General features: G+C 69.4%; 14 protein-coding genes. 8 read left to right on the plus strand and 6 right to left on the minus strand.

The genetic code is table 11. The features are described from left to right. The first annotated feature begins 93 nt into the window (after positions 1-93). Both FH610_RS36495 and FH610_RS36500 read left to right on the plus strand, forming a co-directional pair. The gene (locus FH610_RS36495; protein WP_041952827.1) at positions 94-1,032 is read left to right on the plus strand and encodes an aromatase/cyclase; all 939 of its coding nucleotides are present in this window, start codon (positions 94-96) and stop codon (positions 1,030-1,032) included. 11 nt (positions 1,033-1,043) lie between these two features. Next, a complete protein-coding gene (locus tag FH610_RS36500) occupies positions 1,044-2,129 on the plus strand; it encodes a Gfo/Idh/MocA family protein (RefSeq protein WP_161628171.1) in 1,086 nt (361 codons plus the stop codon). A 100-nt stretch (positions 2,130-2,229) separates the two neighbouring features. Here FH610_RS36500 and FH610_RS36505 read toward each other — a convergent pair whose 3' ends face one another. The 6 genes from FH610_RS36505 to fabG are packed head-to-tail and all read right to left on the minus strand — an operon-like array spanning position 2,230 to position 9,069. Continuing rightward, positions 2,230-3,000 carry a cyclase family protein gene (locus FH610_RS36505; protein WP_139579801.1) on the minus strand — a complete coding sequence of 257 codons (771 nt, stop codon included), beginning with the start codon at positions 2,998-3,000 and terminating at the stop codon, positions 2,230-2,232. Between the two features lie 23 nt (positions 3,001-3,023). Continuing rightward, on the minus strand, positions 3,024-4,256 hold the full coding sequence (locus FH610_RS36510) for an FAD-dependent monooxygenase (protein ID WP_240809409.1): 1,233 nt from the start codon (positions 4,254-4,256) through the stop codon (positions 3,024-3,026). Further along, positions 4,253-5,014 (minus strand): SDR family oxidoreductase, encoded by a 762-nt coding sequence (locus FH610_RS36515; RefSeq protein WP_139579802.1) that lies wholly within the window; start codon positions 5,012-5,014, stop codon positions 4,253-4,255. Before FH610_RS36515 ends, FH610_RS36510 begins: the two co-directional genes overlap by 4 nt. 6 nt (positions 5,015-5,020) lie before the next feature. After that, the gene (locus FH610_RS36525; RefSeq protein WP_139579803.1) at positions 5,021-7,321 is read right to left on the minus strand and encodes an AMP-binding protein; all 2,301 of its coding nucleotides are present in this window, start codon (positions 7,319-7,321) and stop codon (positions 5,021-5,023) included. Then, entirely contained in the window at positions 7,318-8,265 is a 948-nt protein-coding gene (locus FH610_RS36530; RefSeq protein WP_139579804.1) for an aromatase/cyclase, read from the minus strand. The genes FH610_RS36525 and FH610_RS36530 overlap by 4 nt, the downstream gene beginning before the upstream one ends. Positions 8,266-8,289: 24 nt before the next feature. After that, positions 8,290-9,069, minus strand: a complete 780-nt coding sequence (gene fabG / locus FH610_RS36535; protein ID WP_139579805.1) for a 3-oxoacyl-ACP reductase FabG — start codon at positions 9,067-9,069, stop codon at positions 8,290-8,292. A 168-nt stretch (positions 9,070-9,237) separates the two neighbouring features. On the opposite strand from fabG, the gene FH610_RS36540 reads away from it, so the two are divergent. The 6 genes from FH610_RS36540 to FH610_RS36565 all read left to right on the plus strand — a co-directional run bounded on the left by FH610_RS36540 (position 9,238) and on the right by FH610_RS36565 (position 15,266). Next, on the plus strand, positions 9,238-9,675 hold the full coding sequence (locus FH610_RS36540) for a nuclear transport factor 2 family protein (RefSeq protein WP_041952833.1): 438 nt from the start codon (positions 9,238-9,240) through the stop codon (positions 9,673-9,675). A 9-nt stretch (positions 9,676-9,684) separates the two neighbouring features. Next, positions 9,685-10,848, plus strand: a complete 1,164-nt coding sequence (locus FH610_RS36545; protein WP_139579806.1) for a cytochrome P450 family protein — start codon at positions 9,685-9,687, stop codon at positions 10,846-10,848. Between the two features lie 4 nt (positions 10,849-10,852). Continuing rightward, positions 10,853-11,476 (plus strand): dTDP-4-dehydrorhamnose 3,5-epimerase family protein, encoded by a 624-nt coding sequence (locus FH610_RS36550; protein ID WP_041952834.1) that lies wholly within the window; start codon positions 10,853-10,855, stop codon positions 11,474-11,476. Next, the gene (locus FH610_RS36555; protein WP_139579807.1) at positions 11,473-12,480 is read left to right on the plus strand and encodes a Gfo/Idh/MocA family protein; all 1,008 of its coding nucleotides are present in this window, start codon (positions 11,473-11,475) and stop codon (positions 12,478-12,480) included. The genes FH610_RS36550 and FH610_RS36555 overlap by 4 nt, the downstream gene beginning before the upstream one ends. Positions 12,481-12,600: 120 nt before the next feature. Beyond that, on the plus strand, positions 12,601-13,227 hold the full coding sequence (locus FH610_RS36560) for a TetR family transcriptional regulator (RefSeq protein ID WP_205826334.1): 627 nt from the start codon (positions 12,601-12,603) through the stop codon (positions 13,225-13,227). Positions 13,228-13,259: 32 nt separating this feature from the next. Next, complete coding sequence (locus tag FH610_RS36565) at positions 13,260-15,266, plus strand: ABC transporter ATP-binding protein (RefSeq protein WP_139579809.1); 2,007 nt, start codon at positions 13,260-13,262, stop codon at positions 15,264-15,266. Positions 15,267-15,269: the final 3 nt, after the last annotated feature.

The following is a 15,269-nucleotide window of genomic DNA, read 5'->3' on the forward strand; positions in this document are numbered from 1 at the left end:
GATCGGGCATGTAGCGGGGTTCGAGCGCCCCTGGGGAGATTCGAATCGTCATTCTTCCAGCGCGAACGGTAACTCCAAGGAAGGAGCGGAGCCGTGCCGACCAGCACCAGGGACTCCGTCCAGGCCATCAGTGTGAACGCGCCCGCGGCCGTCGTCTTCGACCTGATCGCCGACGTGGACCAGCTCAAGCGCATCTTCACCCCAGTGATCCACACCGCCTATCTGGAGCGCGGCGAGTCGGCCGACCGGGTGGAACGGTGGTCGTGGGAGCGGCAGCTCGACGCGGTCCGCAGCTGGCGGGCCCGCCGGGAGCTCGACCGGGAGGCCGGCCGGATCCGGTTCCGGCACGAGAACCCCAACCCGCCGATGCTCGACGTCGCCGGCGAATGGTCGTTCACCCCGTCCGGCGACACGACCCAGATCGAGCTGCGGCACGAGTTCACCGTGGACCCGGCGCACCCGGACGCCGAACAGGCCGCCGCGATGCTCGACCGCGGCGCCGGCATGCAGCTGGGACGGCTCAAGCACGTCGCCGAGAGCCTGTCGTCCATCGCCGGGCTGGAGGTCTCCTACGAGGTGCAGCTGGTGATCGACGAACCGATCGAGGACGTCTACAACTACTTCTACGAGGCCGACAGGTGGCCGGAACGCATACCGCACTGCCTGAGCGCCAGCCGCAAGGAGGACGTTCCGCTACAGCAGGTCGTCGTGATGGACGTGCAGGTGCCGAGCGGCGCCATCCACACCACCAAGCAAGCCCGAGTGTGCTTCCCCAACGAGAAGATCATGTGGCGCCAGCTGGAGGGCCTGCCCCCGCTGGACGACATGCTGTACGGCTACATGACGTTCACGCAGACTCCCGAGGGCGTGCTCGTCAGGACCGGCCAGACAGAGCTGCTGAAGCCCACGGGGGTGGCCAAGCGGGGCTGGACGATGGACGAGGCCAAGGGGCACGTGGCCGAGGTGCGCGGCGGTCGCAATCTCGACGCGCTCAAGAGCGCCGCCGACTTCCTGCGGCGCCGGCGCGGATGAGCGGCGCCGCGATGAGCGCGACAAGGGTCGGGCTGTTCGGGCACGGCTGGTGGGCGCGCCGCTACCTCGCGCCCGCCCTGTCCGGCGCGGGTGCCGAGTTGGTGGCCCTCTGCGGCCGCGACGGCGCCCGCGCCGCCAAGGCGGCCGTCGAGTTCGGTGTGCCGCGGTCGTTCGACCGGATCGAGGCCATGCTCGAGTCGGTCGAGCTGGACGCCCTGGTGATCACTTCCCCGCCGTCATCGCACGCGGAGGCGGTACGAGCCGCGGCCGCCGCCCGCCTGCCGATCTTCTGTGAGAAGCCCCTGGGCCGCACCGCTCAGGAGACGGCGGGCATGGTGACGGCCTGCGCGGGTCTGCCCACGGTCGCCGGGTTCACGCAACGGTGGAACCCGGCGATCAGGACGGCCCGCAGGTTGCTCGCCGAGGGCGCGGTGGGGCGCCTCAGGCACGTGCGCTACAGCACGGCCAGCGCGCTGTCCTCGGACGCCACCGCCCCCTGGGACTGGCGCTACGACGCCGACGAGTACGCCTACGGCGTGCTCAGCGACCTCGGACCGCACGCGGTCGACGTGGTGCGGTGGCTGGGCGGCGAGATCACGGAGGTGACCGCCGCCGCGCACACGGTCTTCGCGGAGAGGTCCACTCCGGACGGGCAGGCCAAGAAGGTGGAGAACTGGGACGAGTGCTCGGTGACCGTCCGGCTCGCCGACGGAGTCCGGGCCTCGATGTTCGTGAGCAGGATGCTTCCGGTCAGCCCATACCGCCGTTTCCACCACCAGCTGGAAATCGTGGGCAGTGCCGGAACGCTGGCCTACGACTCGGATCGGCCGGTCGAGGTCACCCTGTCGCACCCCGGCGGCCGGCCTTCGGTGGTCCGCGCGGACGGCCTCGACACCGGCGACGCCGAACCCGGGTCGTTCGAGGAGCTGATGGCGGTCATGGACGCGGGCGCCGCCGCACAGGCACGCGACATGCTCGCGGTGTTCGGCGGGCAGACGCCCGGCGACGTGCCGACCTTGGCCGACGGGCACACCGGTCAGCTCGTTCTCGACGCGGCCGCGCGTTCGGCGACCGCCCAGGCCTGGATCCGCTGCTAGAAAAACGTGGGTGTTCCCGCGAGCCCTCTCGCGGGAACACCCACACAAGCACTCGGTCGACCGCCCAGTTGACGGCTCAGTCGACGGCTCAGTCCGCCGCTCACTCCACCAGGGCGACCGCACGGGCCCAGCCGGCGCCCGCGTTGACCAGCTTCACCGGGAAGCACATGACCTGGAAGCCGAACGGCCGCGGCAGCGCGTCGAGGTTGCCCAGGCGCTCGATCTGGCAGTACTCCCGCTCCCGTCCCACCATGTGCGCGGGCCACAGCACACCCGGGTCACCGGTGGCGTTGTACCGTTCGATGATGTTGCCGAACGGCGCGTCCAGGCTGAACGCGTCGGTCCCGATCACGCGGACGCCGAGGTCCAGCAGCAGGTGGACCGCGGAGGCGTCGAGGCCGACGAAGTCGGAGAAGTACTTCGGGGTTCCGAGGTGCCGCGTGGCGCCGGTGTTCAGCAGCACGATGTCCAGCGGCTCGGGCCGGTAGTCGATCTCGGCCAGCGCTCGCTCGATCACGTCAGCGCCCACGGCGCCGGTCTCCGCGTCCCGCAGGTCGAGCAGCACGCCCGGACGGTAGAACCAGTCGAGCGGCATCTGGTCGATGGTCCGAGGCGTGCCGTACGCCGCCTTGGACCCGTAGTGCGACGGCGCGTCGACGTGTGTGCCGGTGTGCGTCGTCAAGGTGAAGGTGTCATTGTTCAGGAACTCGCCGCCGGGCAGCACCGCGGGGTCGAACTCCAGCCCCAGGTGCTCGCGCATCTCGGCGCTCATGTGTCGTGCGCCCTCGGCGGGCGTCATGGCCTGATGCACGACCGGGTCGGGCTCCCAGAAGGTCGCGTCGACGGGCGACGACAAGTCGATCAGCGGCATGTGTGCTCCAGGTGCTGAGTGGGTCAGTCGGTCACGAACAGGTCCGCCGCGATCCGGATGTCCTTGTTGCCGTAGGCGAGCCGGTGCAGCACTTTGCGGAACACCGGGGTGCGGGACAGCGCCTTGGCCGCCCTCGGCCGGAGTGCGGCGGCCACCGGGCTCTGCGAGAGCATCGCCCTGCTCTGCATCACCTGCAGCCTCATGATCGCGGCGACGTCGCGCCGGCGCACTGCGACGTACGGCCCGAGCAGGTCCGCGCTCGGGTTCCCGGCGCGCAACGAGGCCATGAGCAGGGGATGCAGGGCCACCGCGTCCTGCACCGCGAGATTGATGCCCTGGGCGCCGATGGGACTGTGCGTGTGGGCGGCGTCGCCGATCAGGACCAGGCCGTCCGCCGCCCACCGGCGCGCGGTGCCGGAGAAGACGTCCAGCAACGTGAGGTCGCTCAGGCTGGTCAACGTGCTGTCGATCAGGCCGGCGTACGGCGGGAGCGCGTCGGCGATCCGTGCCTTCACGTGGTCGATGCCCTGCTCGGCCATGGCCCGGTAACCCTTGTGCGGCAACGTCCAGCCGACCTGCAGGCTGTCGGGAAACGAGCGATAGACCAGCACCGGGTTGCCCGCGGCCCGGAAGATCCGGACGTCCGGCGGATCGCCGGCCGGGCACGGGATCTTGAACCACAGCACGTCGTGATCGAAGACGTCGCGCCGATCGAATTCGATCCCGGCGAGTTGCCGGGTCTTGGAGTATCGGCCGTCCGCGGCCACCACGCAGTGGGCCCGCACCACCTGCCGCCTGTCCGGCCCTCCGGCGACGACGCCGCCGATCCTGCCGTCCTCGGTGATGAGCTCGCTCACCCTGTGGCCGGCCAGATAGGTCACGCCGAGCCGCTGGATCGCGGCGAGCAGTTCCTCGATCAGATGCCGTTGCGGAATGCTCAGAAGGTAGTTGAACGGCCCGGGTAGCCGGCGGTAGTCGATGTCCACCAGCGCCCTGGCCCGGTCGACGAAACGGAACCGGGAGTGCTCGTGGCACCCGCGCTCGCGGGCGCCGTCGAGCACTCCCAGCTCGGCGAGGAGTCGCAGACCACCCGGCTGGAGGATCTCGCCGCGGTATTCCCGCTCCATCGACGTGCTGCGCTCGACCACGACGACGGCGGCGCCCGACCGGGCGAGCAACAACGCGAGGGTCAGTCCGGCCGGACCGCCGCCCACGACACAGAAGTCGGCCTTGAGGTCCACTGTCACTCCGTTCACGCGCGGATGCTCAGGCCGCCGTCTGCGGTGATCACCTGCCCGTGGATCCAGGCCGCCTCGTCGGTGCACAGCAGCGCCACCACGTCGGCCACGTCCTCCGGCCTGGTCAAGCGACCGGCCGGGGTTCTGGCGGCCAGGGCCCTGACGGCGGGCGCATCAGGCCCGCCGGCGCCCTTGTCCAGCTTCCCTGTGGACACCGCGTTGACCGCGATCCCCTTCGGCGCCAGCTCCACGGCGAGATAGCGGACCAGGCTCTCCAGAGCGGCCTTGCCGACGCCCTGGCTGACGTAATCCGGCACCACGGACCTGGCGCCCATGCTGGAGATCGCGATGATCCGTCCGGTGCCGGGCGTCATCGTCTCGCCGAGCCTGGCCGCGGCCTGCACGAGCGGGCTCACCGCCAGCCGTACGTCGTCCCAGAAGTCGCCCACCTGTGGTTCGACCGCGGACATGGGGTGGAACGACGCCGCGTTGTGCACGAAGACATCCAGCTGCGGGTGCCGCTCGCGCACCGCTTCCAGCAGTTTCGGCGCGACATCCGGCTCCGCGGCGTCGAATTTCAGCGCGGTCGCCGTCCCCTTCGATCCGGACAGCAGCTCGACCGCGCGTTCGGCGTCGTCATCGGAATGGGCATAGTTCAGGTAGACGTGGCACCCGGAGGCGCAGAGCTTCCTGGCGATGGCCAGGCCGAGGCCTCTGGTCGCGCCGGTGACCAGGGCGACCCGTCCGTCCAGTCCCGGTGTCGCTGCGACGTCCACCTCGCATCAACCCCGCTTGCCCGCGGCCGCGGGCTCCTCGTCGGCGTCCAGCGCGCGGTTCCAGGCCACGTGGTTGACCTTCTCCACCGTCACGTCCGCGAGCTCACGCAGCCTGCGGAAGGTCTCGTGCTCCACCGTCCGGTCGTACGCGGCCGGATCCCACCAGTAACCGATTCCCGTGTAGCTGCCCCGGTCGGCCATGGACCGGTTGAGGTCGGCGTAGCCGAAGCCGTACGTCGACCGGATGTGCTTGGCGTAGTCGGTGAAGGCGGCTTCGAACTCCTCGGCGGAGCCGGTCAGCCGGTAGCGGGTGACGGTCATCAGCGGCGTGTCGAACTCGCCACGCGAGCCCGCTTCCTTCTCGGCGTTGACCCTGAAGATGTTCTTGCACAGGTCCAGCTCGGCGTCGGCGAGCATGGACCGCATCGTGGCCTGATGAGAGCGGAACTCGTCGGTCTGCACCACGCGCTGGAATGCCTCCTGGCTCAGCCACCATCCGAAGTTCACGTACACGGAGGGGTCGTCGGCCAAGGTCACGGCCTGGTGCGAGCCGAACCCCTCCTGCGCCCGCATGTACTCCACGTGTTCGAGGAAGAATCGCTCGAATGCCTTGGGGTCACCCTGGGTGGTGAACCTGGCGATCACGGCGATCAGGTTGCTGAGGTCCTTGCTCTCGCCCACGATGTCGAAGATCCTCTCTCGTTGCGTGCCATCGGGCCGTACGGTGAGCTCTCGCCGGGTGATGAGCTCCGCCCGCAGATCGCGGCGCTGCACCTTGCCGTTGGGCGAGCGCGGCACCGCGCCGACCACTTCGATGTGCTCCAAGCGCTGGTAGTAGGGCACCCGATCGGCTACGAACCGGGCGATCTCGTCTGCCACGGCGACGTGGTCCGGCACGGGCTCGCGCAGGGCGACGAAGGCGTTGGCCACCGCTCCGCTGATCTCGTCGGGGTAGCCGACCACGGCCGACTCGGCGACCAGCGGGTGTGCCTCCAGCACGCCCTCGATCTCCGACGGCGAGACCATGTAGTTGTCCCGTTTGAAGAAGTCCTTGATCCGATCCACGATGGTCAGCGCGCCGTCGGGGTCGAGATATCCGACGTCCCCGGTGTGCAGCCAGCCCTCGGCGTCGATGCCGGAGGGCCGGCCGGGATCGAGATATCCCTTCATCACCTGCGGTCCGCGAACCTGCACCTCGCCGCGCTCGCCGGCGGCCAGCACGGCCCCGGACTCCAGGTCCACGATGCGGCACTCGGTGTCCGCGACCACGCGGCCCACCGTGCCCGGCCGGGGATCGCCGGGGCCCGCGGAGTGGGTCAGCGGCGAGGTCTCGGCCAGGCCGTACCCCTGGAACACCGGCACCCCGAAATGCCCGGACAGCTTCCTCGCCACCCGCGGCGCCAGCGCCGTCCCACCAGAAGCGATCATGCGGACGGTCTCCAGCCGCATGTCCGGCAGGCCGGGGTCGGCGGCGAGCCGGTTGAGCTTCATCGGAATCGTGTAGAAGTGGGTCGCGCCGACCCGGTTGGCCAGCTCGATCGCGGCCGCGTTCTCGGGAGCGACGCAGGGAACCTGCCGTGCACCGGCGAACAGTCCCGAGTTCATGTGCATCAGGTGGTATTTCGGCAGGTGGTTGAGGACGATCGAGCCGGCGTCGAGCTGGTGTGCCTCGGCGACCTGCGCGGCGTTGACCGTCAGATTGCGGTGGGTCAGCAGCACCCCGCGCGGCAGGCCGGTGGTGCCGCTGGTGAACTGGATGCAGGCGACGTCGTCGGGCGCCATCTCCGGCGGCGCCGCCATCGCGTTTCCCCGCACCTCGTAGGCGGCGCTCAGGTCGTCGATCGTACGGATGTCGTTGGCGTCCTGGACGGGTCCCGGCCCGACCAGAACCGCTTCGCGCAGGCGCGGCAACCTGTGCCTGATCTTGCGGAGCCGGGCGAACAGCTCGGTGGTGACGAACACCAGCTTCGCCTCCGACGTGGACAGGAAGTGCTCCAGCGCGTGCTCGGGCAGCAACGGGTTGATCGGTGCCGCGATGTTGCCGCTGCGCACGATGCCGTGAAAGCCCACGACGAAATCGGGATGCGGCGGAGAGGCGATGGCGACCACGCAGCGTTCCTCGCCGAGCAGGCCGCGCAGGGCCGCCGCGCACATGGTCGCGGCGCGATCCACCTCGCCGAAGCTGATGTCCCCGTACTCCGCACGGATCGCGATGCCGTCCGGGTCACGGGCCGCCGCGGCGCCGAGCAGGCCGTCGGCCGTCCTGATCGTGTGTGTCGCGGCGCTCGCCGCGTTCTCGGCGATCATCCTCGGCCACGGCTCTCCGCGAACGCCTTCGCGTGCTCGAGGGTGGTCATGCTGTTCTTGCCCAGGGCCTGGCGCACGAAGTCGCGTGCTTTGCGGACCGTGGCGCCCTCACCGAGCACAGCGGTCACGGCATCGCGCCTAATCATGACCGTGTGCCGCGATGTCGCGGTGACCGCACCGCCCTCCGCGCGCAGCGACCACTCACCGACGTGGGCGGACATCAGCGCGGGCACCTCGGTCTGCTTGTACACGATCCGGTTCGGGAAGCACACCCGGACCGACTTGGTGGTGTGCACCGAGCCGTTCGCCGCCGTGGTGTCCATCTCCATGACCTGGATGCCGGGCGTGTCCTCGGCGAGCGCGAGCCGTGCGACGTGCGGCAGGCGCCGTGGCCATTCCCTCGCCTCGTAGAGGAACTCGTACACGTCGTCGATGCCGCCGTCGATCCGGATCGAGTCGTCGAAGCTCACGGTCAGCTCGGCGAGCTCGCCGGCGGCCTCGGCCGCGTGCCTCAGCCTGTCCAGTTCGGACAGGCTGTTGCGGTCGACCGCCTTCTTGATCCAGTCCACGCCCGCCGGATCGTCGTCGAGGGCCTGGAAGTCGTGCTTGAGCAGCACCCGCGTCTCGCCCTCCGAGACCGGTTCGAGCACCCATTCGCCGCCCATCGCCGCGACCGGCGGCTGCGAGACCTCCTGACGGAACCGCACGCGGCGGCCGGCCCGGTCGAGGACGCGCCTGGACGTCCACGTCTTGACCTCGTCGTTGGCCAGCGCCCACAGTCTGATCAGTTCCTCGTCACCGGTCTGCTCGAGCCGTTCGGCGTGGACGGTCGGCGTGAAGGTGAAGGGCCAGCGGGTGACGTCGGCGATCACCTCGTAGACGACCTCGGCCGGGGCCGGCACGGTGATCGCATGCTCGTCATGATGCGTCGCGAGCTGGGACACGGGTCAGTCCTTCCGGGACAGGGATCAGTAGTTGCCGAGGCCACCGCAGACGTTGAGCGCCTGAGCGGTGATCGGTGCGGCGTCGTCCGACAGCAGGTAGGCGACCAGGCCGGCGACCTCCTCCGGAGTGGAGTAGCGGCCGATCGGGATCTTGGCCTCGAACCGGTGCAGCACCTCGTCCTGCGTGATCCCCCAGTGCTCGGCGTATCCCTGCCGCACCTTCTCCGCCAGCGGTGTCTCCACATAGCCGGGGCAGACGGCGTTGACGGTGATCCCTGTCTTGGCCAGCTCCAGCCCGAGTGCCTTGGTCAGCCCGATCACGCCGTGCTTGGAGGCGGAGTAGGGCGCGCCGAACACCACACCCTGCTTACCGCCGGTGGACGCGATGTTGACGATCCGGCCCCGCTGCCGGTCGAGCATGCCGCCGGCGGTGAGCACCTTCCTGGTCATCAGGAAGACGCTGTTGAGATTGGTGTCGATGACGTCGTACCACAGCTCGTCGGTGATTTCGGCGGTCACCCCGCCGCCGCTGCGGCCGGCGTTGTTGACCAGCACGTCGACCGGGCCGTAGCGATCCACCGCCGCCCGGACGAACGCGTCGACGTCCGTGGCCGAGCGGACGTCACACGTCGTTCCGTCCACGTCGAGCTCGCGGTCGCGCAGCTGTTTCACGGTGATTTCCAGGTCGTCCGCACTGCGGGAACAGACGAACACCCGCATCCCGAGACGGGCGAGCCGCTCCGTCACCGCGAGGCCGATGCCTCGCGTCGCGCCGGTCACGACGGCGACCCTCTGCTCTCCCACGACTCCTCCTCCGCCGGTCGGCTTGCCGGCACCGAGCGTCATCCGCGCCACTCGAACCGGGCTCGACGGCCGGTGGACGCCGCCGCCTTCCATCGCGCGTCAAGCACCGCTTGAGAAGCGGTCGTCAGCCTCGGGGTTCGAATCCGTTCTGGCCGAAAGGGCATTCTCATGGCGCTGCCACCGCAGGCCCCGCAGTCCGCGGAGCTCTACCTCGCCGTCCAGCACTTCTACGCCCGCCAGATGCAGCTGCTCGACGACGGCAAGGCCGACGAGTGGGCCGCGACCTTCACCGAGGACGCGGTGTTCGCGGCGAACGCACGTCCCGAGCCGGTGCGCGGCCGCGCGGACATCGCCGCCGGCGCGCGGCAGGCGACCGAGCAGCTGGCGCTTGACGGTCTGGTCCGCCGGCACTGGCTGGGCATGCTCAGCGTCGACACGCGATCCGACGGGACGGTGCTGGCACGCAGCTACGCGTTGGTGATCTCCACGCCCAAGGGCGGGCAGGCGGCGATCCACGTGAGCACGGTGTGCGCGGATGTGCTCGTGCGGGACGGCGACGACCTGCTGGTCCGCAGCCGCCACGTCACCCGTGACGACCTGGTCTGAGGAGCTGCCGTGATCGGCGATGTGGATGTCCCGGTGATCCCGCTGGCGCAGAGCCCGGTGTGCGCGGCCGATCCCTATCCCGGCCTGGCCCGGTTGCGCGAGCTGGCGCCGATGGTCCGGGTGCAGACCACGTTCATGGGCGAGGTCTGGCTGGTCACCCGGTACGACCTGGCCAGGGAGCTGCTCGCCGACCTGAGGTTCAGCAGGCGGCGCCCGGACGACAGCCCGGTGGCCGCGGTGGACTCCGACCCTCCCGACCACACCCGTATCCGCCGGCTGGTCGGCAAGGCCTTCACCCGCAACCGGGTCGAGCGTCTGCGCACCTGGGTGCAGGGCCTGGTGGACGGCATGCTCGACGAGATCGCCGGGGCCGGCCCGGTCGACCTGCTCGACCGGTTCGCCTACCCGCTGCCGATCGCGGTGATCTGCGAGATGCTCGGCGCCGCCGAGACCGACCGGGCCGACGTACGCCGCAGGACCGAGAAGATCCTCGCCGGAGAGGTCGCGGAGAACCGCGAGGAGGTCTACGACCGCACCAAGGAGTACATCGTCGACCTGATCGCCGCCAAACGGCGGCAGCCGGGCGACGACCTGATGAGCGCGTTGATCGCGGCCCGCGACGGCGACAGCACGCTGACCGAGCCGGAGCTGATCGAGCTGGGCATCGCGCTCATCGCAGCCGGGTACGCGACCACGACCAACCTGATCGGCAACGGCATCCACGCGTTGCTGACCAACCCCGGCCAACTGGCGCTGCTGCACGCGCAACCCGATCTGATCGACTCGGCGGTCGAGGAGTTCCTCAGGTACGAGAGCTCGTTCAGCGCCGCCGGGCAGATCGCGAAGGAGGACGTCGACGTCGAGGGAATCGTGGTGCGAGCGGGCGAGGTCGTGCTGATCTCGTTCTGCGGCGCCAACCGGGACCCGGCCAGATTCGAGCACCCCGACCGGCTCGACATCACGCGCAGCCCCAACCCGCACCTGGCCTTCTCACACGGCATCCATCACTGCCTCGGGGCGCCGCTCGCCCGGATGGAGGCGCAGGTCGCGATCGGCACGCTGGTGCGCCGCTTCCCGCACGCCACGCTGGCCGGGCCGACCCGCTGGCGGGAGAACATCATGCGCGGGCTGCTCGAGCTACCGGTGGATCTGAAGGGCCGAGGTTTGGAGTGAAGCCATGAAAATCACCGAGATGGCGATTCCGGACGCCTACCGCATCCGGCCAGAACGGATACCGGACGTGCGGGGCAACTTCTACGAGGCGTGGCGGATGAGCGAGCTCGCCGAGGCGATCGGCCGCCCGTTTCCGGTCATGCAGGTGAACTACTCGGTCTCCAGGCGCAACACCCTGCGCGGCATCCACAGCACGGCCGTGCCTCCGGGGCAGGCCAAGCTCATCACGTGCGTACGCGGCCGGGTGCTGGACGTCGTGGTCGACCTGCGGGTCGGGTCGCCCACGTTCGGGATGTACGACACCACGATCCAGGACGAGGAGTCCGGCATCGCGGTCTACCTGGCCGACGGACTCGGTCACGCGTTCCTCGCCCTCACCGAGGGCGCGTGCATGAACTACGTGTGCGCGGAGGAGTACGTGCACGGCACCATGATCGACGTGCAGGCTCTCGACCCCGAGCTGGGAATCCCGTGGAAGCTGACCGAGCCGCCGATCATGTCGGAGAAGGACAGGGTGGCACCGACTCTGGACGAGGCGGTCGCGATGGGCTTGCTGCCCACCTACCAGCAGTGCCGTGACGTCCGCCCGTCGCTGGACGGCGGCAGGGTCCCATCGGAGTCGAAGTGAGCATCACAGGTCCTGTGCGGTTCGGCGTGCTCGGCTGCGCGGACATCGCGTGGCGGCGGATGCTTCCCGCGATGGCGGCCGAGCCCGATGTCCGGCTGGTGGCCGTCGCCAGCCGCGACGAGGCCAAGGCGCGGAAGTTCGCCGCGCGGTTCGGCTGCGACGCGGTCACCGGATATCGGAACCTGCTGCTCCGATCCGACGTGGATGCCGTGTACGTGCCGCTGCCCGCGATGCTGCACGCCGAATGGGTCGAGCAGGCCCTGCTGGCGGGCAAGCACGTCTTGGCGGAGAAGCCGCTGACGTCCAGTCACCGGCAGGCGAGCAGGCTGGTCGAGCTGGCGGCGTCGCGGGGCCTGCTGCTGTTCGAGAACTTCATGTTCCTCCACCATTCGCAGCACGCCACCGTGCGGCGGCTCCTGGCGGACGGCGCGATCGGCGAGCTGCGGGCGTTCGCCGCGGCTTTCACGATCCCTCCGAAGCCCGCGGGCGACATCCGTTATCAGGCCGATGTGGGTGGTGGCGCGCTGCTGGACGTCGGCGTCTACCCGATCCGCGCCGCGCTGCACTTCCTCGGCCCGGAACTCGGCTTCGCCGGCGGAGTGCTGCGGTGGGACACGCGCAGGAACGTGGTGAGCTCCGGCAGCATCCTGCTGACCACGCCGGAGGGAGTCGCCGCGCAGCTAACCTTCGGCATGGAGCATTCCTACCGTTCGACCTATGAACTGTCCGGGAGCACCGGCAGGATCCTGTTGGACCGGGTGTTCACACCGCCGGAGAGCTACCAGCCGGTGGTCCACATCGAACGCCAGGACCACAGGGAGGAACGCGTCCTGCCGGCCGACCACCAGTTCGCCAACGTCGTGCGCCACTTCACGCAGGCCCTGCGGCACGGCCGCGACCTGGCCCTCGACGCGGAGAACACACTGCGCCAGGCCCGCCTCGTCGACGAGGTGCTGGCCTGGTCACGGATGATCCGGGTCGGCGAGGACGCCTTGACGGAGTGAGCACTCACTTCGTACAGTTGGGGCATGACGAAACCAAAGCCGAATGACACTGACGTAGCCCCCTCCGCACAGCCGACCAGGCGCCGGGCCCCGAGCATGAGCCCCGAGGAACGCCGCGCCATGATCGTGCACGTGACCCTGCCGCTGGTGGCCGAGTACGGCGCCGCGGTGAAGACCAGCCAGATCGCCGCGGCGGCCGGGATCGGCGAAGCCACGATCTTCCGGGCGTTCAAGGACAAGGACGAGCTTCTCGAGGCGTGCATCGCCGAGGCGCTGCGGCCGGACAACGTGGTCGAGGCCATCCGCGCCATCCCGTTGGAGATCTCGCTGCACGAAAGGCTGCTCGAGGCCGCCTCCGCGATGGAGGCGCACATGGACAGGATGGGCCGCGTGCTCGGCGCGGTGGCCGCCTCCGGCTTCCGCAGCGGCCCCCGCAATCGCGGCGACGCGTCCGCGCAACCACGGGAGCGGGGCGAGGCGTCCGCGCAACCACGCGAGCGGGGCAGCCGCGTCGCCGGCATCGCCGCGACCAGAGCGGCGCTCGCCGAACTGTTCGCGCCCGAGCAGCCCGCGCTGCGCCTGCCCGCCGACCAGCTCGCGGGCGTCCTGCTGGATCTGCTGTTCGCCCGGTCTCACCGGCCCGACGCCGACAGCGAACCGATCTGCTTGGCCTCGCTGATCAGGCTGTTCCTGCACGGCGCGTTCGACGCCACCAAACTGCCGGCCGAGTTTCGGGGCGGTGCTTAGTGGATCAAGGTGGGGGCGGTATCGAATCGGCGATGCGCCGCCTTCCACTCGGGTTGGACGACCCGACCAGCGTCGCCGACAGCGGCCTGACCGGCCCCATCGACATCCCGGACCCCAAACCGCGAAAACAGCCCAGGGACCTGAGGTCACGGTGGCGACGGTTTCGGCAGACCTCCGTCGGCACCGTGCGCGGCCTGCCGCGCGTGATCGGGCTGACGTGGCAGGCCAGTCCGGTGCTGACCGTGGTGATCGGCGTGGTCACCGTCGTGAGCGGCCTGCTGCCCACCGCCTCGGCGTACATGACGAAGCTGCTGATGGACTCGGTGGTCGAGGGCATCCAGGTGCACACCCAGCACCGTCCGGACGTCGTCATGCTGACGGTGCCGCTGTTCCCCGGCATCGCCATGACGTCGATCACCAAGATCATCACAGTGGCCGCGCTGCAGTTTCTCCTCTTCACGCTGACCACGGTCATCACGTCGCTGACGAACATCGCCCAGCAACTGCTGCAAGAGAAGATGGTGCTCACCATCCGGCACAAGGTGATGGACCACGCCAGTAACCTGCATCTCGCCTTCTTCGAAGGCTCCCAGTCCTACGATCTGCTGCGACAGGCCGACCAGGAGGCGCCCAGCCGCCCGCTGTCGATGATGAACTCCGCGTTCGGCCTGGTGAAGACCGTGATCACGTTCTGCACGATGATCGCCCTGCTGATCGCGATCAGCCCGCTGCTCGCGGTCGTGGCGCTCGTCACCCCGATCCCCGCGTTCGTCTCGCAAACCCGGTACTCCGCCCGGAGCTTCGCGTTCAACTTCCTCGGTTCCCCGATCCGCCGCCGGATGGAATACCTGGCAGGACTCGTCACCACCGACACGTACGCCAAGGAGATCAAGCACTTCGGGCTCGGCGGCTATCTCGTCGACCGGTTCCGCCGGCTCGGCCAGGTCTACTACGAACGGCAGCGCAAGCTGATCGGCACCCGCAACATGGCCGCCGCCGCCTGGAGCATGCTGACGACCCTCACCAGCTCCGCGATCTACCTCTACATCGCGCTGCAGGCCGTCTCCGGCAGGCTCACCCTGGGTGATCTCGCGCTGTACACCGGTGCCGCGGCCGCCGTGCAGAGTTCCGTCCAGGGCCTGTTCCTCGGCGTCAGCGGGATGTACGAGAACAACCTGTTCCTGGACCTGCTGTACCGCTTTCTCGGCACCCGCCCGGCGATCCGCAGGCCGGAGCAGCCCCGCCCGATGCCGGCGGACGTGCGCGGTCACGTGCGGTTCGAGGAGGTCTCGTTCAGCTACTCGGGATCCGACATCAAGGCACTCGACCGGGTCAGCTTCGAGATCCGTCCGGGCGAGACCGTCGCGGTGGTCGGCCGCAACGGCGCGGGCAAGTCCACCCTGATCAAGCTGCTGTGCCGGCTGTACGACCCGACAGAAGGCCGGATCCTGCTGGACGGCACCGACATCAGGGAGTACGACCCGGAGGAGTACCGGGCCAGGATCAGCGCGATGTTCCAGGACTTCGTGACCTATCAGGCCACCGCGAGCGAGAACATCGGCCTCGGCAACCTGCCGCAACTCGACGACAGGGAGGCGATCGTGGACTCGGCCGAGCGGGCCGGGATAGCCGAGCGCATCGAGCGGCTGCCCCGGGGCTTCGACAGCCCGCTCGGCCGGTGGTTCGACCAGGGCGTCAGCCTGTCCGGCGGTGAATGGCAGAAGATCGCGCTGGCCAGAGCGTTCATGCGCAAGTCCGCGATCCTCGTGCTCGACGAGCCGACCTCCGCGCTCGACGCGCAGGCCGAGCACGATCTGTTCACCCGGCTGCGCGCCCTGGCCGCGGGGCAGACCACGCTCTACATCTCGCACCGTTTCTCCACCGTCCGCCAATCCGACCGGATCATGTTCCTGGAGGACGGCAAGCTCGTGGAGGACGGCACCCACACCGAACTGATGCGGCTCGAGGGCAGATACGCCGAACTGTTCACCCTGCAGGCGTCGGCGTACCTCGATGACGAGAAAGCCGTCGGGTCGTGAACG

This window comes from Microbispora catharanthi (genome assembly GCF_006334915.2).
GTDB lineage: Bacteria > Actinomycetota > Actinomycetes > Streptosporangiales > Streptosporangiaceae > Microbispora > Microbispora catharanthi.